Annotated in this window: 21 protein-coding genes, 2 tRNA genes and 1 pseudogene; 15 read left to right on the top strand and 9 right to left on the bottom strand. The window is 65.8% G+C overall.

The features are described 5' to 3' along the window. Window positions 1–117 precede the first annotated feature (117 nt). The 3 genes from ACFHWE_RS01000 to ACFHWE_RS00990 all read right to left on the bottom strand — a co-directional run bounded on the left by ACFHWE_RS01000 (window position 118) and on the right by ACFHWE_RS00990 (window position 3,917). Window positions 118–1,632 carry a hypothetical protein gene (locus tag ACFHWE_RS01000; protein WP_416598611.1) on the bottom strand — a complete coding sequence of 505 codons (1,515 nt, stop codon included), beginning with the start codon at window positions 1,630–1,632 and terminating at the stop codon, window positions 118–120. Between the two features lie 155 nt (window positions 1,633–1,787). Beyond that, on the bottom strand, window positions 1,788–3,242 hold the full coding sequence (locus ACFHWE_RS00995; RefSeq protein ID WP_416598610.1) for a hypothetical protein: 1,455 nt from the start codon (window positions 3,240–3,242) through the stop codon (window positions 1,788–1,790). Window positions 3,243–3,368: 126 nt separating this feature from the next. Next, window positions 3,369–3,917, bottom strand: coding sequence for a hypothetical protein (locus tag ACFHWE_RS00990; protein ID WP_416598609.1), 549 nt, complete (start codon window positions 3,915–3,917; stop codon window positions 3,369–3,371). Window positions 3,918–4,137: 220 nt separating this feature from the next. Between ACFHWE_RS00990 and ACFHWE_RS00985 the strand changes: the two genes are divergently transcribed. From ACFHWE_RS00985 to ACFHWE_RS00930, 12 genes and pseudogenes are all read left to right on the top strand, one after another. Then, window positions 4,138–4,362 carry a hypothetical protein gene (locus tag ACFHWE_RS00985; RefSeq protein ID WP_416598608.1) on the top strand — a complete coding sequence of 75 codons (225 nt, stop codon included), beginning with the start codon at window positions 4,138–4,140 and terminating at the stop codon, window positions 4,360–4,362. Beyond that, window positions 4,359–4,568, top strand: coding sequence for a hypothetical protein (locus tag ACFHWE_RS00980; RefSeq protein ID WP_416598607.1), 210 nt, complete (start codon window positions 4,359–4,361; stop codon window positions 4,566–4,568). The genes ACFHWE_RS00985 and ACFHWE_RS00980 overlap by 4 nt, the downstream gene beginning before the upstream one ends. Before the next feature lie 76 nt (window positions 4,569–4,644). Further along, complete coding sequence (locus ACFHWE_RS00975; RefSeq protein ID WP_416598606.1) at window positions 4,645–5,493, top strand: hypothetical protein; 849 nt, start codon at window positions 4,645–4,647, stop codon at window positions 5,491–5,493. After that, window positions 5,490–6,608: a hypothetical protein gene (locus ACFHWE_RS00970; RefSeq protein ID WP_416598605.1), complete on the top strand. Its 1,119-nt coding sequence runs from the start codon at window positions 5,490–5,492 to the stop codon at window positions 6,606–6,608. Before ACFHWE_RS00975 ends, ACFHWE_RS00970 begins: the two co-directional genes overlap by 4 nt. Further along, the gene (locus ACFHWE_RS00965; RefSeq protein ID WP_416598604.1) at window positions 6,605–7,300 is read left to right on the top strand and encodes a hypothetical protein; all 696 of its coding nucleotides are present in this window, start codon (window positions 6,605–6,607) and stop codon (window positions 7,298–7,300) included. The genes ACFHWE_RS00970 and ACFHWE_RS00965 overlap by 4 nt, the downstream gene beginning before the upstream one ends. A 224-nt stretch (window positions 7,301–7,524) precedes the next feature. Then, window positions 7,525–8,136, top strand: a complete 612-nt coding sequence (locus ACFHWE_RS00960) for an MT-A70 family methyltransferase (protein ID WP_416598603.1) — start codon at window positions 7,525–7,527, stop codon at window positions 8,134–8,136. Next, entirely contained in the window at window positions 8,133–8,339 is a 207-nt protein-coding gene (locus ACFHWE_RS00955) for a hypothetical protein (protein WP_416598602.1), read from the top strand. The genes ACFHWE_RS00960 and ACFHWE_RS00955 overlap by 4 nt, the downstream gene beginning before the upstream one ends. A gap of 155 nt (window positions 8,340–8,494) precedes the next feature. Further along, window positions 8,495–8,710 (top strand): hypothetical protein, encoded by a 216-nt coding sequence (locus tag ACFHWE_RS00950; RefSeq protein WP_416598601.1) that lies wholly within the window; start codon window positions 8,495–8,497, stop codon window positions 8,708–8,710. After that, a complete protein-coding gene (locus tag ACFHWE_RS00945) occupies window positions 8,691–11,078 on the top strand; it encodes a type IV secretory system conjugative DNA transfer family protein (RefSeq protein WP_416598600.1) in 2,388 nt (795 codons plus the stop codon). Before ACFHWE_RS00950 ends, ACFHWE_RS00945 begins: the two co-directional genes overlap by 20 nt. Window positions 11,079–11,298: 220 nt before the next feature. Continuing rightward, window positions 11,299–12,156, top strand: coding sequence for a replication-relaxation family protein (locus ACFHWE_RS00940; RefSeq protein ID WP_416598599.1), 858 nt, complete (start codon window positions 11,299–11,301; stop codon window positions 12,154–12,156). Window positions 12,157–12,275: 119 nt separating this feature from the next. Then, complete coding sequence (locus ACFHWE_RS00935) at window positions 12,276–12,671, top strand: helix-turn-helix domain-containing protein (RefSeq protein ID WP_416598598.1); 396 nt, start codon at window positions 12,276–12,278, stop codon at window positions 12,669–12,671. A gap of 22 nt (window positions 12,672–12,693) precedes the next feature. Beyond that, window positions 12,694–13,830, top strand: a pseudogene (locus tag ACFHWE_RS00930) (recombinase family protein); the annotation flags it as partial. Window positions 13,831–14,491: 661 nt separating this feature from the next. Here ACFHWE_RS00930 and ACFHWE_RS00925 read toward each other — a convergent pair. Then, a tRNA-Asn gene (locus ACFHWE_RS00925) sits at window positions 14,492–14,567 on the bottom strand. Between the two features lie 247 nt (window positions 14,568–14,814). On the opposite strand from ACFHWE_RS00925, the gene ACFHWE_RS00920 reads away from it, so the two are divergent. Then, window positions 14,815–16,104 (top strand): DUF6884 domain-containing protein, encoded by a 1,290-nt coding sequence (locus ACFHWE_RS00920; RefSeq protein ID WP_416598597.1) that lies wholly within the window; start codon window positions 14,815–14,817, stop codon window positions 16,102–16,104. A gap of 60 nt (window positions 16,105–16,164) precedes the next feature. Here ACFHWE_RS00920 and ACFHWE_RS00915 read toward each other — a convergent pair. Next, window positions 16,165–16,237, bottom strand: a tRNA-Asn gene (locus ACFHWE_RS00915). 161 nt (window positions 16,238–16,398) lie between these two features. On the opposite strand from ACFHWE_RS00915, the gene ACFHWE_RS00910 reads away from it, so the two are divergent. Continuing rightward, entirely contained in the window at window positions 16,399–16,728 is a 330-nt protein-coding gene (locus ACFHWE_RS00910) for a hypothetical protein (protein ID WP_416598596.1), read from the top strand. Beyond that, the gene (locus ACFHWE_RS00905; protein ID WP_416598595.1) at window positions 16,728–17,234 is read left to right on the top strand and encodes a hypothetical protein; all 507 of its coding nucleotides are present in this window, start codon (window positions 16,728–16,730) and stop codon (window positions 17,232–17,234) included. The genes ACFHWE_RS00910 and ACFHWE_RS00905 overlap by 1 nt, the downstream gene beginning before the upstream one ends. Here the strand turns inward: ACFHWE_RS00905 and ACFHWE_RS00900 are convergent. The 4 genes from ACFHWE_RS00900 to dnaG form a co-directional block, all read right to left on the bottom strand. Beyond that, window positions 17,231–20,131, bottom strand: a complete 2,901-nt coding sequence (locus ACFHWE_RS00900) for an FAD-binding and (Fe-S)-binding domain-containing protein (protein WP_416598594.1) — start codon at window positions 20,129–20,131, stop codon at window positions 17,231–17,233. The genes ACFHWE_RS00905 and ACFHWE_RS00900 overlap by 4 nt on opposite strands. Before the next feature lie 102 nt (window positions 20,132–20,233). Continuing rightward, window positions 20,234–21,559, bottom strand: a complete 1,326-nt coding sequence (locus tag ACFHWE_RS00895) for a glycoside hydrolase family 18 protein (RefSeq protein WP_416598593.1) — start codon at window positions 21,557–21,559, stop codon at window positions 20,234–20,236. 21 nt (window positions 21,560–21,580) lie between these two features. Beyond that, entirely contained in the window at window positions 21,581–22,663 is a 1,083-nt protein-coding gene (gene rpoD, locus ACFHWE_RS00890; RefSeq protein WP_416598691.1) for an RNA polymerase sigma factor RpoD, read from the bottom strand. A gap of 110 nt (window positions 22,664–22,773) precedes the next feature. Then, on the bottom strand, window positions 22,774–24,648 hold the full coding sequence (dnaG, locus tag ACFHWE_RS00885) for a DNA primase (protein WP_416598592.1): 1,875 nt from the start codon (window positions 24,646–24,648) through the stop codon (window positions 22,774–22,776). Between the last annotated feature and the right edge of the window lie 151 nt (window positions 24,649–24,799).

Below are 24,799 nucleotides of genomic sequence, written 5' to 3'. Positions count from 1 at the left end.
CGTGTGAACGCTGGCTGAGGAGCGATGTGCTTCGAGGTTGTGCGTGAAGGCGGGAGCCTGCCTGAACTGACTGCGGTTGGTTTGGGTGGGTTCTCGCCTGATTTTTTAAACAAGGAGTCAGATAATCAGATCCATTTCTGGGAAAAGCTCATTAATTCTATCTGGATAGACACCCAAAACCTGAACGTCTGCCGCATTAAACCTTCCGTGACTATTCGTCCCCCCGCCAAGAAGATACCAGCCATCGCGAGCTTGATGAAAGAGCAAATCCTGACTACCTTCGTATACCCATGGGCCTCTTCCTTCAACGTGAACATACGCAAGTCCGTCACGGCATAGAGACTGCTCCGAAATTCGTTGAGGGTAATTTTCATCAAGGTACTGGACAAAGAAAGGGTCTTCACACTCATCACGATCGGAAACTTCAGGGATTGAAAAATCATCAGCTTCCATAGGTAGCTCGATCACGCCATCTATTGCTCCAATACCTTGATCAATCGCCCCACCACACCAATCATCAGACACCGCCTCTTGCACGCCGAAACATTTATTATCAGCAGCAACCTCTATAGCGACAACCCCAGATCCCACATGAGAAGTATTTGAGCCTGCCTCAAAGTAAAGCTCCCCATCCATAGAGGAATCTTCGCTTGGCTCAATAAAGACTCGTGAATTTCCTCCCAGGCCACGCACCGACAAGACGGGATCATCGGAAACTTGAACCCACTGGCCGTTAGCTAGCATCCATTCACTGGGTCCAGAAAGCGTGACAGGAGTGTCTACACAAAGAGAGGTCTTAATAACAGCTCGAAGGCGCCCCCCAGAATCCCACCACAGGTCCTTTACAGAAACAGCAGAACCAAACCCAGGAATCAGGTATTCGGGGTAAGCTGGAGAGATATTTGTTCTTGAAACACTGCCGCTTTCTACATCGACCAAAAATATATCATCACTCACAGCACATCCTTCATAGACTGAATCAAAACGAGTTACTGCAGCTATGACCATCTCCTCATCAATAGTTTCAGCAGGAAGCCCCTCCATTAACCTAGGAGATCTTTGTGGAGTTACCATTTCGTGGAGTGCAGGGGGGCCAGTACTGCCGACGAAATAAGGATGCCCTACCTCCTGAAGGGGAATTTCTCCAATTGGATTAATCAGAAAAAACTCATCTCGATCCTCCTCGGTTAGCAGCGCAACCCCATTAATACCTCCAGAAAAACGCAATGCGCCGTAGAACCATGAAAGGTCAGCGTAGGAAAATTTCAAACCCTTTGATTCAAAATGCTCCCTCATTCCCAAATTCGGCGCTGAAGACATAGGCATCAAGGAAGGTGGATCGGCTTCAGAAAGATCAAATTCTAGTATCCCCGCAATAGGGGCAGGGGTCCATTGCGTCGGATCCACCCGGGCGATGACTACTTCACTTCCTGAAACTGGAGCCATGCTTTGGCATCCTGGACACGGAACTTTATGGCTTTCACCAGTTTCCGAGTTAATCGAAATCACCATGCGCTCAGTGATCTCGTCTGGATCTTCTGGACTGTCTACCACCGCAGATACATAAATCTTGTCAGACGACCAGACAATTTCACTGTAGTCGGTGTTAAACAGAACCTCTTCACGTGCCACCTCATCTCCTCCTCGCATGACAACAAGTGCTGTTTCAGTTGCATACGCATAGGGCAGCGGGGAAGTATATCCACTTTGCGTTAGAGAAGGAAGAAGTAGGACTGTAACACCAAGCACCGAGCCAAAGTTCACTATGCGTTTCTTGGAAATCATTTCTACATCCCATCTTCGCAGAAAGTGGCTGGGTCAATTTCCCTTATAGTGCGAGACTGAATCCCCTGGGTCCAGACATTTTCATAGTGAGGGGGATCATCAGAATTCAAAGGCTCAAATCCCCAGGGATTCTCTTCCTCTGGCGGGCAAACATGAGCGGAAAGGCGGAATTCGTACACGTCACCATCACGATCCCTCACAAGCTCTGTCTCGTACTGACCATCAACTTCGTACTCGACTTCAACTTGAAATTCAAAGGAAGACCAGTAGGCTTGGAAAGCGAGCGAAACTCTCTGCCCATCGCCAACACGTATAGTCTGATAGTCGAAGTATCGGTTTTCAATTCCAGGATCAGACAAGACTTCAGATAGCCCTAGTCTCGCCACGGGTTCCGGCTCGTCCATGAGGAAATGCATGGTCTCAACCTGTTGTGGATTCCCTCCGCCGGTTCTCAACAATGTTCCTCTAACGGGGGCATCTGATTCGATTTTGACAGGTCGGATATCGTGGATAATTACTTCACTATCGCCAGTTCTTTTCAGGTCAACCCCAGCCAAAAGGTCGGTTGGATAGCCACCTGCTTCCACAGCCTGAGGCGACAAGATCGGTTCACCTGGTGAAAAATCATTAACTAGACTCTGTGCAATTTCTTCCTGATCCTCCCTAAAAGCTACTGACAGAGAGATCTCGTTGCTGGCTCCGATAAGGGTCGCTTGCAATCCATTATCCGACGAACCAGCATTCTCCGCACGAGCCTCGCCCTCGGGGCGGTTAGCAGACCAAGCCCAGATAGCTCCACCTGCCACAAGCACGAGCGCTAGAGTAGTAGATATTGTTTTGACAGCTATTGGTCCATGGAAAACGAAGTTGAAGAGCCCATAATTACTATAGCTTGCCGGACCATCTTCACTTTGGCTTGACTGTTGCCCAGTCGGCTCATCTTCATTACCTGACAGTCCCGAATCAGCGCCCTTTGAAGTTTCCTGATCGCTTTCAATGGCTTGCTTATTTATCTTCAGAAGAGCTTCAGATTCCATCTCCTCAAGAACATGGGCCAGCGACTTTCGCAAACTCTGTGTCGTCCGACCCCACGTTCTCTTCGATCCTCTAAATTCACCTTCATCTTTGGCCAACTGAATCAAGTCATTATAGGTATACGATTGCCCCGTCTTTGGATTTATAGACAAGTCATCTCGAAGAGCATAAAGAATAAGACCGAGGTCACGCCAGGTGAAATTGTTCATCCCTTCTATGTATTCTTCAGGGAGTTTATTAACACCATCCCGGACAACAAGCCTCAACGCCCGTGTCGGATCATCACCCCAGGCTTCAGCTCGCACCGTGTAACAAATGCGAACGAGATTCTCGAGCTTCTCCTTGTCTTCTTGTTCTTTTCGGTTGAAGACTCCACGCAGCGGCCGATCTGCCGCAGTCAGAAGCTCTTCCTCAAGATTCACAACTGCCCCATCCAGCACTTAACCCAGCTCTCCATGGACAGTATGACCGAGTTGCGACCCTCTCGCTAGCGATTCCGTACTTCTACTAGCTGGTAACTGTAGGTCTATTAGCCCATCATCCTATGTCTACTGAAGCTCTTGAGACTCCTTGGCTGCCCGTCGATGACTCTGGAAGTCTTCCCTCAAGTCAGGCGGGAGATTCGCTGCGAACTCTGCCGCTGCTTGCATTGCTGTCTCTGCAGTACCTGTGTCATCACTCAACTCTCCTTTGATTATCACAGATCGCGCCAGTGGGTAGTTTGCTTCTCCAACCTTAGGAGCAAACATGACAGCCATGTCTAGAGCTTCGGGAGTTCCGTGCTCTTTGAAGGCCCATATCAAATCCTCAGCCCGAAGAGGGTCTTCGTCTGCAAGATCTGACAAGTCGTTAAGAAATACTACATCCAGACTATGGAATCCTCGCGACGACAGCGGGTTTTCATCAAGGACGGCGTCATAAAATTCATTAGACATTACAAGCCCACGCCCCAAGTCAACTATCTCTTCATTGGTTAGTTTTCCGAGCCCAAAGATTCCACGTCGACTATCAGGCCCCTCCTTCTTTTCTGGCGATTGATTATACTCTGTCATAGTACTTCTATTTAACGACAATAAAACATTTAAATCAACAGTCATCCTATGAGCATATGACTCGACCCTTGCACCCTTAGGCTCGTTGACCTGCAAGAACTACACGGCCAGGTTGGCGGCCACTCTCACGGCCACGGATTGGCCGCCAAGTTGGCCGTCTACGACCTTTCACGGCCACGGGGCTCCCGGCTTGACTTGAATTGTCGCCAACAACGGCGGCAGGAGAGAGGCGCCTCCCTCCGCTTCGCAGCGGAAGGAACTCCCCATGGAAGGCTGCATCGCAGCAAACCTCATCGGTCTCGTCCCGATGACGGCAGCATTCATCACCGGCTTCGTCCTCTGCGTTGTGCTCGGTGCGACGCTGCGCGTCATGACCGGCAACTGGAAGCAGACCAGCCGCCTGGCCCTGGCCATCGAGAACAAGGAACTGCGCGACGAGAACGCCGCCCTCCGGCGCATGCTCGGCATGGAAGAGGGTGGCAACAAGTGACCCGCATCTTCAACGCCGAAACGGTCGGCGAATTCACCGCCCTGCGCGGCAACCTCGCCACCGCCTATCTCTCCCTCGTCGACGTCCTCCGCACCCTCGAGACGCAGCAGGAAGCCGCCACGGCCACCCGCCGCCAGCGCCTGCGCGCCGAGCTGGCCTCCGTCGACGTCGTGCCGCCCGTCAACGAGGCGGACTTCCTCTGGTAGCGGCTCCCTCGGGCCGGACGTGCGAAGCGTCCGGCCCACCCCCTCAACCTTCCTTCTCTAAAAGGAGCAATCAGGTATGTCATTCAAGATCAACTTTGGGCCGCGGCGCCGGCCTTCTCGCCGCTCGCGGCTCATGGTGGTGGCTGCCGCCGTGGGTGCGGTGACGCTCGCCGTCTCCGCTTGCGGCCTTCTCGACGACGCCCCCGACCCCACCGTCATGGATGAACACCAGGCCATGCTCACCGCCTGCGGTGACGTGCCGCCCGCCTCCCTGATGCTGGTGGACGGTACCGGTTCCAGCAACAGCGAGGCCATCACCACCGAGCGCCTGGACGCTATCGAGTGGATCGTCCGCCAGACGGCCGTGTGTGCGGGTGAGGACGGCGCCCGGCTCCGGGTGGCGCTGTTCTCCTCGTCCAGCGCGGCAACAACCGTGCTCTACGACGACTCGCTGCACCCGCACGGTGCCACACCGAACGCCCGGATCCGCCGCGTGCCCGCCCTGGTGGACGAGGCGATGGGCGAGATCCGTGACGGCTACGCGCCCGCCTTGGCCGAGCTGCCCGGGGGCGGTTCGGACATCACGGCGCAGTTGCGGCTCGGTGCGGAGTGGGCTGCCCAGTTGGGCGAGGGTTACCGCCTCAACCTGGTGGTGTTCACGGACGGCTTCCACACCGTCGGGCACAAGCCCGGCGACGAGGCGCTCACCCAGCCGGAAGCCGAGGCATTGGCGGCCGAGACCAGTGTGCCCGACCTGGCCGGCGCGTCGGTGACGGTGGCCGGGTTGGGCCGTGTGGCCGACGATGCTCCGGAATCCGCCGTGGTGGAGGGGCTCGTCTTCTACTACGAGGAACTGTGCGCGCGGACGGGTGCTGCGAAGTGCCTCGCCGTGACCGACTACGCCCTGGGTGGTGAGTCGGCATGAGGAAGCCTTTCGCGGGTGCTGGTTCGCCGTTCTCTTCGGCGTCGTCGGTGGATGCGTGGACGGCTGAGGCCGATGTGGTGTCCCTTCCTCGGCTGGACGAGATCGGGGCGCTCACGCGGCCGACGAATATCGGTACTACCTACGCCGAGCAGGAATACCGCGCTTTGGGCGAGGAACAGCTCGCCTCGTGGGCGGCCGAGGGTGAGCAGGCGGCGCGGGCGCATGTGATGCGGGCGCGTGGTCTGGAGCGGGCGGCCACGGTGAAGGAGATGTTGCTCGTCCACCAGGAGGGGGCCGTCCGTCAGGCGCGTGACGACTACCAGCAGGCGGCGCGGGTGCTCGGGCCGGATGTGCGGCGTGAGGTGGGGGCGAAGGTGCGCTACTGGGTGTGCTGGCCGCTGCTGGTCGTCGGCGATTCGGCGGGCATCCTCATGTCGGCGGTGGCCTTCGGCGATGCGCCGTCGGTCGCCCTGGGCGTGGCGGTGGCGGCCGGTATGGCGGCTGGGTGCTCGGGGCTTATCGGGGCGGAGGTCAAGCACTTGCGCAATGCCCGTGCGCGCCAGCGTGACCCCGAGACCTTGAGCGAGGAGGAGTTCCGTTTCCGGCGGCTGTTCTCCGGATCGCCGGACAAGGGCTTGGGCCTGGTGGGACTCGTCAGTGTGGTGTCGCTGCTCGTAGTGGCGCTGTTGGCCGTCGGGGTGTTCCTGCTGCGCGGCAGTCTCGAAGGGGCAGCCTCGGGGTTGACGTTCGGCTGTCTGGCGGCGGCAACGGCGCTGGGGTCGTTCCTGCTCGGCTACCACGCGGCCGACGAGGTGGCCGACCTGCTCTCGGGCTACAAGAAGCGGGCTTCGCAGGCTGAGGCGCGTCTGCGCAGGCTGGCCGGTGACCGGGCGATCCGCCAGCGTGCCGCGGCCGATGCGGCGGCGCGGTCGGTGTACGCCGAGCACGCGGCGCGTGGGCAGGCGGCGGCCAAGCGGGTGGAGTCGCTGAACTGGCGTATCCAGCGCAACAACCCGCAGGTGCTCGGGCACGGCTTCCCGGCCCACGAGCGGACTGGGGTTGGTCGTCGGGTTCGGTCGGAGTCGAACGGCTACATCGGGAACGGTGCGCGATGACGCTCCTTCCCAGCGCCTTGAGACCGGGGCGGCTGCTCGGGCCGGCGCCCGCGGGCGGAGGCGATCGTGCCTCTGTCCAGGGCTTCAGGCTCGGGTCGCCGGGCGCTCCCGCCTCCTTCCCGACGCTCCTGATCTGTCTCTTCGACAACTCCGGCTCGGTGATCAGCCCCACGGGTACCGATCCGCTCAGTAACCGCTTCGCCGAAGTCGAACACGCCTTCCGTGCGGTGGCGCGACGAGCCGCACCGCACGAACTGGGAGCGGTGCTGCACTTCGACTCGCCGTGTCGGGGGGACGTGGCGCCAGTGGCGATCTCTCGACGTGGACTGGTGTCGCTGCGCTCGGGGCTGGCGGTGCCCTCGGATGGGGCGGGCAGTAGTTGTCTGCTGCCGAGCCTGCGTCAGGCCGTGCGCTTGACCGAAGCGCACCCCGAGCACGCAAGCACGCTGGTGGTGCTCTCCGACTTCCTGCTCATGGACAGCGACCCGGCCGCAGCTCTGGCCGAGCTGGCGGCGTTCCCCGGCGAGGTGCATGCCGTGGTGCTCGGCTCCTGGATGGGCGCGGACGCCTTCAATGAGCGCATCACCGTGACGCCCATTGAACGTGACGATCCGCCCGGCGCGGTAGCACGCGCCTTGTTCGCCAGCCTGGTCGCCCGGCGACCGGGGAGTTCGGTCGCTGACCCCAGATAACCATCTCCAGATGCCCGACGCTGCACATTCCACAACGGATTCCCTCGTAGCAGTGGGCCTCAATCAGAAATCTGTTTAACAGAGAGGTGTGGGGCTGTGTTCGCTCGGAGTACCGGGCGAGGGTTCACCCGAACAGACGGTTTCCACACCTCTCCCTATCCGTCATAACTACGCCTGTACCCGGCACGCCAAAAAAGATGCTGGGGCAGAAAGGAGGAACGTTCATGACCATCGACGACAGCCAACCGGCGCGACCGCCGAATGCGGTTCCGGAGCGCTTCGCGACCATCCTGGCCGACCCGCCGTGGAATATCCAGCAGCAGGGCGAAAAGGGGGCCAGTCGGCACTACCGACTCATGACCCTGGAGCGCATCAAAGCGATGCCGGTGGCCGACCTGGCCGAGGCAGACGCCCACCTCTACTTGTGGACGACGAACGCCACTATCCGTGAAGGCTACGAGGTGGCCGAAGCCTGGGGGTTTTCGGTACGCAGCCCAATCACGTGGGTGAAGTTCCGGCTCGGGTTGGGGCACTGGCTGCGTAACAGCACCGAACACATACTGTTCGCCACCAGGGGCAAAGCACCAGTGCAGTTCCGGTCACAGCCGACCTGGATGGTGGCACCAGTGCAGGAGCACAGCCACAAGCCGGAAGAGCAGTTCCCCATGATCGAGCGGCTCTCCTCCGGCCCGTACCTGGAGCTGTTCGCCCGCAGGCAACCGCCGAGCAACGCGCCATGGTTCGTCTGGGGCAACGAGGTCGACAGCGACCTCACCATTCCCGGCTACCCGGTGCCGAGTGACCGACGTCGCGGCCACAGTGGTGAGCTGCGGTGAGCGACGACGGGCCGAGTCCCTTCAAGAACCCTGTCCAGTGGTTCTTCCGCTCCAGCCTGCTGGTCTTGTTCGCCATGTTGGCGCTGACCTACTCGGTGGATTTGCTGCGTGACCTGCTGCCGTGGTTGGTCGGTATCGCGCTCGTCATTGGTGTGGTCTGGGCGATCGTCGCCGTCATCCGGTGGCGCCGGTCGCAGTGGTAGGAACAACCACGCTCACCCTCATTCAATAACAGAGGTGGCGCGTTGTGGAATGAACATTTGACCTTGACGCGCAAACAGAAATGTTTAATAACTAGAGCCGAACGCTGGTGTTTAACTTTTTAAACACTGGCACTCGCAGAGGAAGGAGTGACCCTATGCCGAAACGAAAGAACAGCAGCAACAAGCGTAATTCCAAGCGCGACCGACGCTTCGTCGTCCGTGGCGAGCGCCGCGATCCGCCGGACGTGCGCAAGCTGGGCCGAGCCCTGCTCAGCCTCGCCCAGGCAGAGGCCGAGCGGCAGGCCGAAGCCGACCACGAAGCCCGTAACGAGCAGCGCGAGGAGGGGCGGGATGCTGAAAGCGGCAGCTAAGCAGCCTCCCCTCACCTTCAGGACGCTGCACCTGCCCCGCCCATTGGCGGAGGAGTCAGTCGGTGCGGCGCTGGGGCGGATAGCGGCCGAACCCGGCCTGTCGCCCGTCGTCTTGGAGGTACGCGCCGACGCCGCTGGGGTGCGGCACGTGATCGGGAGCCGTGCGTCAGATCTGCCGCGGCTGCGCCGGCTGCTCGGGGATCTCCTCCCCGGCGCAGTGCTGGTGGCAGCAAAGGCCGGTGAGCCTGCGCTGCGGCCAGAGATGGTGGCCTCGGCTCGGCTGCGGCTACGCCCCTCGGGGGTGCCGCTGCGGTCGGATATGGCCGAGGCAACCACGCGAGCGCTGCTGTCCGCCGTGGCGCGGCGACTGGGCAGCGGTGAAGCTATCGCTCTGCAAGTCGTGCTCGGGCCGCGCCGCTCACCGCAGCTGGTGCCCCGTGAGGTGCCGGATCCGCAGACGTCAGTGTGGCAACTGCTGACCAAGGGCGTCCGTCCGGCTGACGCTGAGCTGCGGTCTCGTATCAAGGAGCGGCTCGGACAGGTGGGGTTGTCGGCCACGATCCGGCTCGGTGCGGCCAGCCCTTCCCCTGAGCGACGGCGGCACTTCGTGATGAGCCTGCTCGGGGCGCTCACCACCGCCCAGGGGCCGGGCGTGCGCCTGGAGCTGGTACGCGAACCGGCTTCCCGCCTGAACGAGGCGCGGACGCCGCGTCTGTGGCCGCTGTCGCTGGGCGTCTCGGAACTCGTCGGCCTACTGGCGTGGCCGCTCGGCGACGGTGAGCTTCCGGGCTTGCCACCGCTGCATCCCAAACCGCTACGGGCATCGTCTCGGGTGCACAGCGGTGAACAGGTCTTCGCCCAGAGCGCGGCACCAGGTGATGAGCGTCTGCTCGGCATCTCTGCCCAAGACCAGACGTTTCACACCATCGCCTACGGGCCGAGTGGGTCGGGGAAGTCGAATGCGCTGCTGCATCTGGCGTTGGCCGATGCCGAGGCCGGGCGGCCAGTGGTGCTGCTCGACCCTAAGCGGCAGCTGATCGACGACTTTCTCGCCCGACTGCCGGAACATCGCCTATCTGACGTCGTTGAGCTGAACGCCGCCGACGCCGCCCCGGTCGGCTTCAACCCACTCGACGTCTCCGGCCGTGATCCGGACGTCGTCGTGGATGGTATCCTCGCCGTCTTCCAAGCCGTCTTCGCTGACGGCTGGGGGCCGAGGACAGCGGATATCTTCTCGGCCGGACTGCGCACGCTGGCGCGCGCCAGCCAACCCGAGGCACCGGCCACCCTGGTCGACCTGCTGCGCCTGTTCACCGACGCCGCCTTCCGTCGCTCCTACGTCGGACGGGTACAGGGCGACGTCGCCTTGGCCGGGTTCTGGGCCTGGTACGAGGAACAGTCCCCGGCTGGGCAGGCAGCGGCCATCGCGCCACCGCTGAACAAGCTGAGGCAATTCCTCCTCCGCCCCGCCCTGATCCAGATGCTCGACTACCGAGGAGGTACAGACCCCCACGTTTCGCACGTGGATGCAGTGCGAGGAAGCGACGAGGAGCACAGTAAGGCGTACACGGAAGTACGCCGCACGAGCACCGGAGACGGTGACGACGCACTGCGCCACGAGCCGTCAAGGCGGCTGGCTGCGCCAGACGGCAGGACGGCGGTGCGGAAGGTGGGCGGCTTCCGGCTGCGTGACGTCTTCAAAGGCAACAAGATCGTGCTCGTGCCGCTCAACGAGGCGCTCATCGGGCCGGGGACAGCATCGTTACTGGGCAGCCTGATCATCGCCGAAATCTGGCAGGCCACCCAGGAACGCGCCAACGACGTAAGCGCCAGCATGCGACCAGGCGTGGTCTACATCGACGAGGCGCCGCGCTTCCTCCACTTGCCCGTAGGGCTGGCCGACGCCCTGGCGGTGTCGCGCTCACTGGGCGTGGGCTGGTTCCTGGCCTCGCAGTTCCGCGAGCAGTTCCCACCCTCCCTCAGAAGCGCGGTGGACATCAACGCCCGGAGCAAGATCCAGTTCGCCACCGAGTACGGCGACGCCCAGGCCGCCGCGCAGCTCGCCCCGGCTTTGAGCGTCGAGGACTTCATCGCTCTGCCGCGTTTTCACGCCTACGCCAACCTCGTCGCCGACGGTGCGCCGTCCGGCTGGGCACTGGTGAAGACGTTGCCGCCGACACCGCCTCGGCACGATCCGGTAGCGATGCGGGCGCGGGTGCGCACCAACTTCGCCCCACCACCCGCCGAGGAGCCAGCGGCCGAAGTACCCACGCCGCCGGAGCCGGAGGCAGCGGCCAACGACGCCCACCAGGAGGAGCCGCAGGGCGAGCGGATTGGGCGTAAGCGCCGCCGGAGGGGCAGGCGATGAGGTGTCCACATCTCCCCCGCGACAGAGGCGGCGGTCGTTTCCTCGCCCGTGGATTCGCCCCTGTCTTCACGTTGAGCACGGATTTCCGTTTGCCCTGGTGGCTTTGGCCTTCTCGCCCCTTCCGGGATGGGACTGACCGGCATTCTGCTGGTCATCATCTGCGCGACGGCTCGGCTCCCGGCATCACCCACAGCACCGAACCAATGCAAAGGAGGTTTCCATGACCAGAGACAACGTTGCTGATCTACTGTTCCAGCTCTCCGACCGTGATCGGGCCGTCTTGGAGTCGCTGCGTGAGCTGCGGCTCATGACGACCGCGCTACTGCGACGGCTGCACTTCATCCACCACACCGAGGAGGCCGAAGAAGACGGTGCCAAGAAGCACGCCACCGAGGCAGCGGCGGCCATCGCCGCGATGCGGGTGCTGGGGCGGCTGGAGCGCCGGGGGCTGGTCGCCCGGCTGACCCGGCGCATCGGGGGCGTGCGAGCTGGCTCCTCCGGCATCGTGTGGCAGTTGGGTGCGACCGGTGAGCGGCTGCTGCGGGTGATCCACGGCGACCCCAAGCGCAAGCGCTACCTGGAACCCTCACGGGGCTTCATCGACCACACGTTGGCGGTGGCCGAGATCGCCGTCCGGCTGCGTGAACTGGAGCGGGGTGGTGTGGTGGAGCTGCTCGCTCTGGAAGCCGAACCCGCCGCTTGGCGCTCCTTCATCGCACCCCACGGGGCGCGGTCGTGGCTCAAACCGGATCTGTTCGCCATCACGGCCAGCGGTGAGTTCGAGGACCACTGGTTTATCGAGGTGGACCGGGGCACCGAGCACCCCTCGACGGTGGTGCGCAAGGCGCAGGTGTACGAGCGCTACGCCGCCAGCGGCAGCCACCAGGCCGAGCACGGGCTCTTCCCAGCGGTGGCGTGGGTAGTGCCGAGCGATGACCGCAAGAAGGCGCTCCAGGCCGCCTTTGCTGCTGAGCGGCGGCTGACACCCGAGCGGCACCAGGTGGTGACCGAAGCCGAGTTCAACACCCTGGTTGTGGGCGACGCGGTTGCCCAGAGTTCGGAGATAAAAGCCGACTAGGTTTTTCTATCGGTGAATGCCACATTTCAGACATTCCTTTCCGTAGCCATTTGGCTACGCTAGGAATTTAGGCAATTCGGAGGTAAAATGGGTCGTAACTAACGGAGACCCAAGGAGATATGACGGAAGAACAAGCTCGGCAGTTTGGAGAATATATCAGGCGGCTGCGCACGGCGAAGGGGTGGGGCGTGCGGGAGTTGGCGCGAAGCAGCGGCGTGAGCCCGGCGCTGATCAGCTTGTTGGAGCAGGGCTACCAGCGGCCGAAGGTTGACACGTTGAAGGCCCTGGCCAGCACACTTGATGTTCCTTCGGCCGAGGTGTTCGCGGCAGCGGGCTACACCGATCCATGCGGGGCCTCGTCGTGTATTGGGGCGCATCTGCGGGCTTGCTACGGGCATCTCTCCGAGCGGACGATTGCGGCCATAGAGGATTTTGTGTGCCGTATCGAAGAAGACGAACACCGCACACAGGCGCCGAATAACACCTCCGAGACATCCCGTCTATACAAGCACTAACACAGAAAGGAGGCGCACTAGTATGAGCACAGAAAACACATCGGAAAGCGCCTACGATAACCGTCACACTCATGACGGCGATACGTATCACCTCTCCTCGGTCGTCCCCCGCCCTGCTACCGCCGTAGAGCAGGACTTCGCCGAGGTCGAGGAAGCTATCCTCTACCTGCGTGTGTCCACCAAGAAGCAGATGGACACCGATGCCGACTACGACCCCGAGGGCAACTCCATCCCCACCCAGCGGGACCACAGCACGAAAAAGGCTGACGCGCTCGGCGCAGCGGTCGTCAAGGAATACATCGAACCCGGACGGTCAGCCACCAGCATCGACAAGCGGCCCGCCTTCCAGCAGATGATGCACGACCTCCGTGAGCTCAAGCACCAGGGTCGCCCCATCAAGTACGTCATCGTCTACATGATGAGCCGCGCGTTTCGGAACACCTTGGAAGAGTTGATGACCAAGGCCCAGCTCCAACAGCTGGGTATCACGCTCGTGTCCGCCAAGGAGAACTTCGGCGACGGCTACCTGGGCGATGCCATGCAGGGCATGATGGCCATCCTCAACGAACTCCAGTCACGCTCCAACGGCGCGGACACCAGTGCCAAGATGGCCAACAAGGCACGCAACGGCGGAACTGTCGGACGCGCTCCGCTGGGCTACCTCAATGTGGAGGACACGACCCAGGGGCGCAAGTTCCGCACGGTCGTCATCGACCCCGAGCGGGGGCCGCTGGTCAAGCTGGCCTTCGAGCTGTACGCCACGGGCGACTACACCCTGGCCGACCTGTCCGACGAACTCTACGACCGGGGGTTGCGCAACCGGCCTCGCGGCGGACCAGCCCAACAGGTGAGCATCAAGAAGCTCTCCCAACTGCTCCGGAACCGCTACTACATCGGCATCGTCACCTACAAGGGCGAGGAATACCAAGGTCGACACGAGCCCCTGATCTCGCTCGACCTGTTCGAGCGGGTGCAGGACATCATCGAGTCCCGGGCTGCGGCGCAGGAGAAGCGCCGGGTACACCACCACTACCTCAAGGGGTCGCTGTTCTGCGGCAGCTGCAAGAGCGCGGGCATCACCCAGCGCATGATCATGCAGCAGACCAAAGGCCGTGCTGGGGCTCTCTACCTGTACTTCTTCTGCCGAGGCAGGCAGAACGGCACCTGCGACACTCCGCACATCCACGTCGACAGGCTGGAGGAGGCGGTCGAGCGGCACTACGCGACCATCCGCTTCCGTTCCGGCTTTGTTGACGAGATGCGCGCACACCTGGACGAGACCGTGGGCGAGGAGCAGCGGGCGGCGACCTTGCTCAAGCAGCAGCTCACCGCCGAGCTGAAGGCGTTGGACGACCAGGAGGAGAACCTCCTCGACCTGGCGGCCGACGGCACCCTGCCGCAGGGGAAGATCAAGGTGCGGCTGCGCAAGATCGAACAGCGACGCGCCAGCATTGGCGAACGCCTCGGCCGCACCAACGAGGACCTGAGCCAGGCCGCTCGACTGATCGAGGTATGTCTGAAGCTGTTGGAGAACCCGCAGGAGCTGTACTTGCGCTGCGACGACCAGCAGCGGCGCATGCTCAATCAGGCCGTCTTCCACGCCCTCTACGTGGAGGAGGACCAGATCGGTGGCCATGACCTCAAGGAGCCGTTCGGCCGACTGCACGCGCTGGCCAGTGCGCCCTCACCCGTCTTGGATGAGCAGGCCCGAAACGACCGTAGGGCTCTCCCCCAGGTGGGGAAGAGCCCTACGTCGTTGAACTCCGTAGAGGTGCTACTAGGGGTTAACCGTTTGGGTAAGGGTTCTAGTAAGACCTCTATGGCTCCCGCGACTGGACTCGAACCAGTAACCTGCCGGTTAACAGCCGGCTGCTCTGCCGATTGAGCTACGCGGGATCACACTCGCGCCGCGCCTCTGTGAGCCGCGGCGACAGCAGTAAGCTTAGCGCCTCCCGAGCAGTGCTCGCGACGCTCTTTCCCTGCCCGCTCGACCTTCCGCGCCGCTCGGCGGCCACGGGAAAGACCCCCGCATCGCACCTCAGAGGTTCGCTGGTGCAGTGTCGGCAAACGACCGGCTCACGCCTCGAACGTCGGCCGTATGCACCCTACTCCGCACATGGCGCACTGGTCTCCGCTCCGGAAAGTGTTGGCGTCGGTCGACGACCGTGTCACGTTCACGTGGGCCGAACTCGACAAGCTGGTCGGCGGACTGCCGCAGTCGGCGTACGATCACAGCGCCTTCTGGAAAGGCAGCAGATCTGGATGGCCCGGGTTCACCACGGTGGACGTCGAGGTCAACCGATCGGTGACGTTCGTCCACCGAGCCGAAGGCTCCCGCAGGGCCGTGCGGCGAACCACCGCGGAAGCCGTGCCGCGTCGGCGGCCGGGAGGCGCAGCCGCCGACGTCGTTCTGGTCGGATGCGTGAAGACGAAGCTCGACCGTTCCGCTCCGGCACGTGACCTCTACACCTCACCGCTCTTCCGCAAGCAGCGCTCCTACGCCGAGGTGACCGGCGCTCCCTGGTTCGTGCTGTCGACGGAACACGGACTCGCCCTTCCCACCACCGTCCTGCGGCCCTACGACCGCCGACTGTCCACGAAGCCCCGCGAGTACCGGCGGAAACGGGGGGAGCGCGTCGTCGATCAGCTCAAAGCAGGGTTCGGACCGCTGGCCGCGAAAGTCGTCGAAGTGCATGCCGGGGCCGCCGACGCCGACGCCGTCCGCGGCCCTCTGCAAGCCGAAGGCGCCGAGGTCCTCGAACCCCTCCAAGGGCTGCGCCAAGGCGAACGGCTGGCCTGGTACGGCGGCGGCGATCCGACGGCGCTCTCGGCAGCCCCTTCTCCTCTGGACGTCTCGGTCCTCGCCGAGCGGCTCGGCACCCACGCGAACGCGATCACGCCCGCAGACCTCCTAGCCACCGGCGGCGCTGGCCTTCGCCTGCCCGGCCTCTGCAGTCGGTGGGTCGACCGCGACGGTGCCTCCGCGCTCACGGTGGGCCTGGAACAGTCGGTCGAGCCGGGACTCATCTACGCCGGACTCGCCGGGGCGACCAGGTCGCGCAGTGGCCGTCCATCGAGAAACACCCTGTGGAAGCGCATCGAGGGCACGCACCTCGGCGGTCGCCACGAGTTCTCCACCTTCCGCCTCAGCCTCGGGTCGGTTCTGGCCCGTGCCCACGGCACACCTGAGATCGACGAGAACCACCTGACCGCGTGGATGCACCGGCACCTGCGGGTGGTCACCGTCCCGGTCAACGACACCGACACACTGGAACGTCTGGAGACCGCCGTGCTCGCCGCTCTGGATCCGCCGCTCAATCTGAGCAAGATGGCCGCGCGGACCCGTGCGCGCACGGCTCACTGTGCTCAGGAGCCGCTACGGCCGCAGATCGCGATGAGGGCCGGGCCCCACCCAAGCGCCCCATCAGCCTGAGCGACGACGGCCCCCGGACACACGAAGAGCCGGGCACGACGGCCCGGCTCCCGGTGAGGGCTCCCGCGACTGGACTCGAACCAGTAACCTGCCGGTTAACAGCCGGCTGCTCTGCCGATTGAGCTACGCGGGATCACACTCGCGCCGCGCCTCTGCGAGCCGCGGCGACACCCACAGCCTAGCGTCTCCCGAGCAGTGCTCGCGACCGGTGTCGAGCCGTGTGGTGCGGGTCGCGACAGGGTAACGTCGGGGCACGGACCACCCCATCGTCCACCACGGCCTGAGAGGGAGCCCATGCGCTACCGGATCACGTTCGCAGCCGGACTCGCCATCGGTTACGTCCTGGGAGCCAAGGCGGGCAGGGCCCGCTACGACCAGCTCGTCCGCTCCGCCCGCAAGGTCGCCGACAACCCGGCCGTGCAGGAGGCGGCCGGACTGGTCGGCGCCCAGGTCGGCAACGCCGGCCGCACCGTCTACGACAAGGCCGTGCACACCCTGCCGGTCTCCTCGGTCCGCGACTTCCTGCGTCGGCCCACCGAGGAGGAGATGGAGTTCGTCGATTGGGAGGAGGGCACGGCCAAGGAGGGGGCGGGCGGCCCGCCCGACGACGTCCAGGGCCGCTAGTGGCCCCGTTCGGACGCGGCGTGCCCGAAGCGGTCCGCACCCGGCTGGAGCGGGGCGAGCGCGTGCTCGCCCACGCGCCCGCCCAGGCGGGCCCCGGCGCGCCCCTGGTGGCCACGACCCGGGCCCTGTACCTGCCCGACGGCCGCTCCGTGCCCTGGCAGGACATCGACCAGGCCCGCTGGACCCCCGGCACCCTCACCTTCCAGGAGGAGGGCGGGGGCGAACGCACCGTTGCGCTGCGCTCAGGACCCGAGGCGGTCGACTACCGGCGCCTGGCTGAGACGGTCGCCGAACGCGTCACCGCCACCATCCTGGTCAACCGGTTCGTCCCCTACCCCGGGCCCGACTCCTCCAGCGGGTTCCGCCTCGTGGCGCGCAGATCCCCGCAGGGCAGCGAGGCGCACTGGCGCGTACACCTGGGCGAGGGGCTGGACCCCGACGACCCCCGGCTGGCCGACACCGTCTCGCGCACGCTGCACACGCTCCGGGAGCAGATGGGGGTCTAGGGCTCCAGTCCCCGGGCGAGGACCTCGGCCAGGTGCAGGGCCCGGCGCCCGGTGCCCTGGCCGATCTGTGTGCGGCAACTGTACCCGTCGGCCATCACCAGGGTGTCGGGGGCCGCCTCACGCACCCGAGGCAGGAGTTCGCGCTCGCCGATGGCACTGGAGACCTCGTAGTGGCCCTCGGTGAAGCCGAAGTCGCCGGCCAGACCGCAGCAGCCCGAATCCAGGACCTCCCCGTCGATCCCGGCCCGCTCGATCAGTTCGCGGTCGGCGTCGAACCCCAGCACCGCGTGCTGGTGGCAGTGCACCTGGGTGAGCGCCCTGGCCCCCAGGGGGCGCGGACGCCACTCCGGGGCGCGAGCGCGCAGGAAACCCGCCAGTGTGTGGACGGAGGCGGCCACCCGCTCGCTCTCACCGCCGGGCAGCAGTTCCACCAGGTCGTGGCGGAGCGCGGCGGTGCAACTGGGCTCCAGCCCCACGACGGGCAGCCCCTGCTCGACCAGCGGCGCCAGGGCGGCGACCGCGCGGCGCATCACCGCCCGCGCCACGCCCAACTGTCCGGTGGACACCCAGGTCAGGCCGCAGCACACCTGTCCTCTGGGGAGCACGACGCTGAACCCGGCGTCCTCCAGCACCCGAACGGCCGAGGCGGGTACCCGGGGTGTGAGGTGGTCGCCGAAGGTGTCCGGCCACAGCACCACCTGCGGGCCGTCGGTGCGCGCCTCGCCCCGGCGCGCGCGCCGGCGGAAGGCCCGCGTGAACGTGGTGGGCGCGAACGAGGGGAGGTCGCGCTGTGCGGCGACCCCGGCGAGCCGCTTGGCGAGCCGGGACACCCCGGGCAGCCGGGCGGCCCGGTTGGCCTCCTCCGGTGCCAGGGCGGCCAGACGCGCCCACAGGGGCAGCCATCCCATGGAGTAGTGCGCGGCCGGGCGGAGGCGGCCCCGGTAGTGCTGGTGCAGGAACTCCGCCTTGTAGGAGGCCATGTCCACGTTGACCGGGCAGTCACTGAGGCAGCCCTTGCAGGACAGGCACAGGTCCAGGCTCTCGCGTACCTCCTCCGAGCGCCAGCCGTCGGTGAGCACCTCCCCGGAGGCCATCTCGAACAGGAGATGGGCGCGGCCCCGGGTGGAGTGCTTCTCCTCCTGGGTGACCTGGTAGCTGGGGCACATGACCCCGGGTCCGCTCTGGCGTCGGCACTTGCCCACCCCCGAGCAGCGGCGCAGGGTCCGGGCGAAGTCGCCGCCGTCCTCGGTGTAGGCCAGGGCGGTCTCGGTCAGCAGGGGCAGCCGGGTGCCGGAGGCCGCCCGGATGTCGGCGTCCAGGGGCAGCGGGTCGACGATGATGCCCGGGTTCATGAGTCCCTCGGGGTCCCACACCCGTTTGAACTCGGCGAAGGCCCGCAGGACCGGTGCCGGGTACATGCGGTCGAGGAGTTCGGAGCGCACCTGTCCGTCGCCGTGCTCCCCCGACAGGGAGCCGCCGTGGCGGACGGCGAGGTCGGCGGCGTCCTCCATGAAGGCCCGGTACTCCCGGCGCCCCTGTTCGTGCTCCAGCCCGAAGTCGATGCGCACGTGCAGGCAGCCGTCGCCGAAGTGGCCGTAGACGACCCCGGAGCGTCCGTGGCGCTCCATGAGGCGGTCGAACTCGCGCAGGTAGGAGCCCAGGCGGTCCGGGGGGACCGCGGCGTCCTCCCAGCCGGACCAGGCGTCGTGTCCGTCGGGGGTGCGCTGGAGGAGCCCGGCGCCCTCCTCGCGGATGCGCCACAGGGCGCGCCGGTGGGCGGGGTCGGCGACCACGGCGGCCTCCTCGGGCCGGGAGGCCCCCGACAGCCCGGAGAGCATGTGCTCGGCCGCTGCGGCGGCGCCCTCAGGGTCCCGGCCACCGATCTCCACCAGGAGCCAGGCGCCCCCCTTGGGCAGGGGGACGCGGGTGGAGGAGGCGTTGCGGTCCAGGGCGGCGACCATGTGGTCGTTGATGCCCTCGACGGTGAGCGGCGCGTGGCCGAGCAGGTCGGGCACGGCGTCGGCGGCGGTAGCGGCGTCCGTGTAGCCCAGGACCGCCAGGGCCCGGGCGGGCGGCGGCTCCACCAGGCGCACGGTGGCGCCAAGGACGAACACGCAGGTGCCCTCGGTCCCCACCAGCGCGGCTGCCACGTCGCGCCCCTTCTCCGGCAGCAGCCGGTCCAGGGCGTATCCGGAGACGCGGCGCCGGAATTCGGGCATGCCGGTGCGCAGATCGGCGCGGTGGGCCTCGACGATCCGGGCGAGGGCGGTGTAGATCTCGCCCTCGCGTCCGGGGCGCCGGGCCAGTTCCCCGTACTCCTCGGCACTGTGGCGGGAGCCGACGGTCATCCGGGTGCCGTCGCTGAGCAGGACGTCGAGGGAGACGATGTTGTCGGCGGTGGTGCCCCAGGCCACGGAGTGGGAGCCGCAGGAGTTGTTGCCGACCATGCCGCCGATCGTGCACCGGCTGTGGGTGGAGGGGTCGGGGGCGAAGGTCAGCCCGTGCTCGGCGGTGGCGGCGCGCAGGTCGTCCAGGATGACGCCGGGCTGCACGGTGGCGGTGCGGGAGACGGGGTCGATGGCCTCGATGGCGCGCAGGTGGCGGGAGGTGTCGATGACGATGCCGGTGCCGATCGCGTTGCCCGCGATGGAGGTGCCCCCTCCCCTGGGCACGACCGGGACGCCGTGTTCGGCGCAGGTGCGCACGGCCGCCACGCAGTCGTCGACGGTACGGGGGATGACGACGCCGAGCGGGACGCGGCGGTAGTTGGAGGCGTCGGAGGTGTAGAGGGCGAGGGTGCCGGCGTCGAAGGCGACCGTGCCCGTGATCCGGGCCTCCAGGTCGCGGCGGAGGTCGGCGGGGACCGGACGGGCGGTCGTGTGCTGCGCGTGGGCCATGGCCCTCAGCGTGGTGCCCGGGGACCGCCGTGGCAACCCCGGCACGCCCGGGGATCGTCGGATTGTCGACGATCCCCGGGCGGGGCGCTCCGGAGGCGCGGGTCAGCGCAGTGACTCGTCCACGGCCCGGACCAGGACGCCGTCGGGGTCCATGTCCAGGTTCCACACCATGAGCCCGCCCAGGTCGTTCCGGCGCACGTAGGCGCCCTTGAGGGCGAGCACCTCGGGGGTGTCGTAAGTCCACCACCGGTCGCCGTCGTAGACCCAGGCGGCGCCGGCGTCCTCGTCGAGGAAGCGCTCGCCCGCCAGGTCCTCCAGGTCGGAGAAGGCCATCGTGGGGCCGTCGTAGGCGTCGTCGGCGGGCCCGGACGCCACCTGGTCGCGCCCGTCGCCGCCGCCGTCCACGCCCTGCCAGCCGCGACCGAAGGCGGGCACACCCACGACGAGCTTCCCGGGCGGGGCACCCAGGTCCAGGTAGTGGCGGACGGCCCGGTCCACACTGGCGGAGTCGGGGGCGTAGGCGGGCGCGTACAGGTTGGAGTGGTGGGCGGTGCGCTCGCTCCAGGGGCCGGAGAAGTCGTAGCCCTGGACCGTGGCGAAGTCCACCAGGTCGAAGACCCGGCCCTCGTAGGCCGCTCCGGTGTCGGTCCCGCCGGGCAGGGACACCGAGAGCGTGTAACGGCGTCCTGTCTCCTCCTCCAGTGCGTCGAACCGGCGGCGGAACTCCGCGACCAGGAGCGTGAAGTTGCCGGGGTCGTCGGGGTGGACGGTGTTGCCGGGGCGCCCCTGTCCCCCGGGCCACTCCCAGTCGATGTCGATTCCGTCGAAGAGGCCCGCCCCAGCACCGTCGCCGCCCTGCGGCTCTCCGCCGACCACGGGCAGGTCGCCGCGGATCCACAGGTCCAGGCAGGAGTCCACGAACGCCCGCCGTGACTCGGGTGTGCGGGCCGCGGTGGAGAAGTGGGCGGACAGGTTCCATCCGCCCAGGGAGAGGCTGACGTCCAGGTCCGGGTACCTCTCGCGGAGCTTGCGGAGCTGGTTGAGGCTTCCGGCGAGTTCCTGGCCGTAGGTGTCGGCCTCGCCGTCGACGCTCTCCCCGGCGGTGTACCGGCGCTGGTAGAGCTCCCACGCCTGGTAGGGGTCGTGCGCGGGGACGCGGCACAGGCCGTCCTCGCCGACGTCCCCGAAGGCCCAGATCAGGCGGGTGAGGTGTTCGGGGGCACCGCTGCGCTCCAGGTCGGCGACGGTGAAGCCGCGGCCCGCCACGTTCCAGTCGGCGAAGTAGGCGATGCGTTCGGGTGGGCGTGCGGGCAGGAGCACGAGGAGTCCGCCGATCAGCAGGCCGGCGCCCGCGAGGGCGCCGAGGACGGTCAGGGTGCGTTTCGCGGGTGGGCCGGAACCGGCCTCGGGGATGGGAGGGCGCGTCACATTCCGACCGTAGGGGACGGGTCAGTCGTGCGTCAGATAGTCCCGTAGGGTTCCGGCCCGTGAGGGGTGGCGCAGCTTGGTCAGGGTCTTGGCCTCGATCTGGCGGATGCGCTCCCGGGTGACCCCGAACTCCCGTCCGACCTCCTCCAGGGTGCGGGGGCGGCCGTCGGCCAGGCCGAAGCGCAGTCCGATGACGCGCCGCTCCCGTTCGGACAGGTCCCCCAGGATGGCGCGCAGCCGCTCCTGGAGGAGGGTGAAGGAGGCCGCTTCCACGGGGGCTACCGCGTCGCGGTCCTCGATGAAGTCGCCGAAGTCGGACTCCTCCTCCCCGACCGGTGTCTGGAGGGAGACCGGGTCACGGGCGATCCGCTGGATCTCCAGCACGCGCTCCCCACACAGTCCCACGGCGGCGGATATCTCGGTGAGGCTGGGTTCACGGCCTAGTCTCTGGTGGAGTCGGTGCTGCGCTTTCAGGACCTTGTTGATCGTCTCCACCATGTGCACGGGAACCCTGATCGTCCGCGCCTGGTCGGCGATGGCCCGGGTGATGGCCTGGCGTATCCACCAGGTGGCGTAGGTGGAGAATTTGAACCCTCGGGCGTAGTCGAACTTCTCCACCGCGCGGATCAGGCCGAGATTGCCCTCCTGGATGAGGTCGAGGAAGAGGATGCCCCGACCCATGTAGCGTTTGGCGATGGAGACCACCAGGCGGAGGTTGGACTCGATGAGGCACGCTTTGGCGCGCAGGCCCGCCTCGGCCAGTTCCGCGAGTTCCTCGGCCGTGCACACCCCGTCGTCGGGGGTCCGGTGCCGGGCGTACAGGCCGGCCTCGACGCGCTTGGCCAGGTCCACCTCCTGCTCGGCGCTGAGCAGCGGTACCCGGCCGATCTCGCTGAGGTAGAGGCGGACCAGGTCCGCCCCCGAGCGTCTGCCCTCCTGGACGTCCTGGTCAGCGTCGGTGTCGTCGACGGGTACCCCTGCCCGGACGAGGCCGGCCACCGCCTGGTCCAGGGTGCCGGGGTGCGCGCCCAAACGCTCCAGCGCCGAGGCGACCTCGCCCCGGCTGACCGCCGCCCGCTCCGCGTCCGGAAGGAGGCGAACCAGGCGCCGCACCGGCGGAACGACATTGCTCACAACTGTGGGAGACACTCCCCCATTGTGCACTTGAGGGCACCTTCGGAGGGAGACTTATTATTGTCACCCCGGTGCTACATTCAGCCCCTCAGGGACTCTTGGAGAGCACGTTTCTGCTGTTGAAGCGCCATGAGTTCGGTGAATACGCGCTGCTGTTCCTCTATCTGGGAAGTACCTTCAAGTCGAGAGAGTTCGGACTTGAGGTTTGACTCCCGACGATTGATGGAATGAGTTCTTATTGTGCCCAGCATTTGCATGGCGTAATGCCCGTCGAGTTCTCCGTGGAACTCGATCGGTTCCACGGCCAACCGGGTGAGGAAATCGCGCTGGGCCTCGCTGGGCGCGGCCTCGCGGAGCCCGTTCAGCCACGCCTGGGGGTCGTGGGCGGCGGCCACCCCTCCGCGTTCGGCGATGAGCGCGCGCACCGCCTTGTGCTGGGCGACGGTGAAGTCCTCCTCGGTGAAGGCGTCGAACGCGGCGGCCAGACCGGGGTGCTGGAGGGCGATCTTGAGGGCCTGGCGCTCGCGCCGCACCGACGGGTCGCGCAGGTCGTAGGGGGCCTCGCCCGCGTCCGGGGTGGGCACGGGGCGGTTGCCGGCCCGCGGAGGCCCGCCCCCGCGCGCGTTCGAACGCATGTGCTGGGCGACGCGGCGCTGGACGAAGGCCTCGTCCATGGTCCCGATCCAGCGGTCCAGACTGGCGCCGTAGTTGCGGCGCACGCCCTCGTCCCGGATGCTCGCGACGATGGGCGCGGCGGCGTCCAGGGCGGCCATCCTCCCCTCCGGGGAGGCGAGGTCGTAGCCCTCCATGACGTTGCGGATCATGAACTCGTACAGCCGGACGGCACCGTCGACGAGGTCGGCCACGGCCTGGGGGCCGTGCTGGAAGCGCAGGTCACAGGGGTCGAGGCCGTCGGCCTGCACGGCGACGTAGGTCTCGGAGGTGAACCCGTGCTCCTCGGCGAAGGCCCGTACGGCCGCCTTCTGCCCGGCCTTGTCGCCGTCGAAGGTGAAGACCACGCGGCCGCCCTGGTTGCTCCTGCCCAGCAGCATGCGGCGCAGGATCTTCACGTGGTCCTCGCCGAAGGAGGTGCCGCAGGTGGCCACGGCGGTGGTGACCCCGGCGTCGTGGCAGGCCATGACGTCGGTGTAGCCCTCGACGACCACCGCCTCGCTCTTCTGGGAGATGTCGCGCTTGGCCAGGTCGAGCCCGTACAGCAGCCGCCCCTTGTGGAAGATGGGGCTCTCGGGGGAGTTGAGGTACTTGGGTCCGTCCTCGTCCGGGTCGAGTTTGCGGGCGCCGAACCCCACGACCTCGCCGGTGACCTCGCGCACCGGCCACAGCAGCCGGTTGCGGAAGCGGTCGTAGGCGCCCCGGCGGCCCTGGCTGGCCAGCCCGCCGTCGATGAGTTCCTGGTCGGTGAAGCCTTTGCGCCGCAGGTGTGCGGTGAGGTTCTCCCATCCGGCGGGGGCGAAGCCCAGGCCGAAGCGTTCGGCGTGGGAGCGGTCGAAGCCCCGGTCGGTGAGGAAGCGGCGCGCGGCGACCGCATCGGGGGACAGCAGCGCCCCGGCGTAGAACTCCGCGGCGGCGCGGTGCGCCTCCAGGAGGCGCTGGCGCCTGCCCTCGTCGCGCCGTGTGCTGCGGCCGCCCTCCTCGTAGCGGAGGGTGACACCGGCCTGGCGGGCGAGCGATTCGACGGCTTCGGCGAAGCTGAGACTGTCGATCCGCTGCACGAAGGAGATGACGTCGCCGCCTTCGGCACAGCCGAAGCAGTAGTAGAGGTTCTTCGACGGGGTGACGTTGAAAGAGGGAGATTTCTCGTCGTGGAAGGGGCACAGCCCCTTGAGCGAGCCCCCTCCCGCGTTGCGCAACTGAAGGTACTCGCCGACCACGTCCGCGATGGGGGCGCGCTCGCGCACCAGTGCGATGTCTTCGTCCCTGATCCGTCCTGCCACGGGCCTCAGCCTAGTTCTCCGCAGCGACCGTTCGCCCCTGCCCCCGGAGTCCGCCGCGTTCGGTTTCCGTCCACCCCGGCGATACCAGAGTGTCAGATGAAAGTCCACGGAACGTGGAAATGTCGGGCGCACCCCCTGTCTGAGGAGGACC

This window comes from Nocardiopsis sp. LOL_012, from assembly GCF_048060475.1.
Taxonomy (GTDB): domain Bacteria; phylum Actinomycetota; class Actinomycetes; order Streptosporangiales; family Streptosporangiaceae; genus Nocardiopsis.
This window is presented reverse-complemented; position numbering and strand designations above follow the sequence as displayed.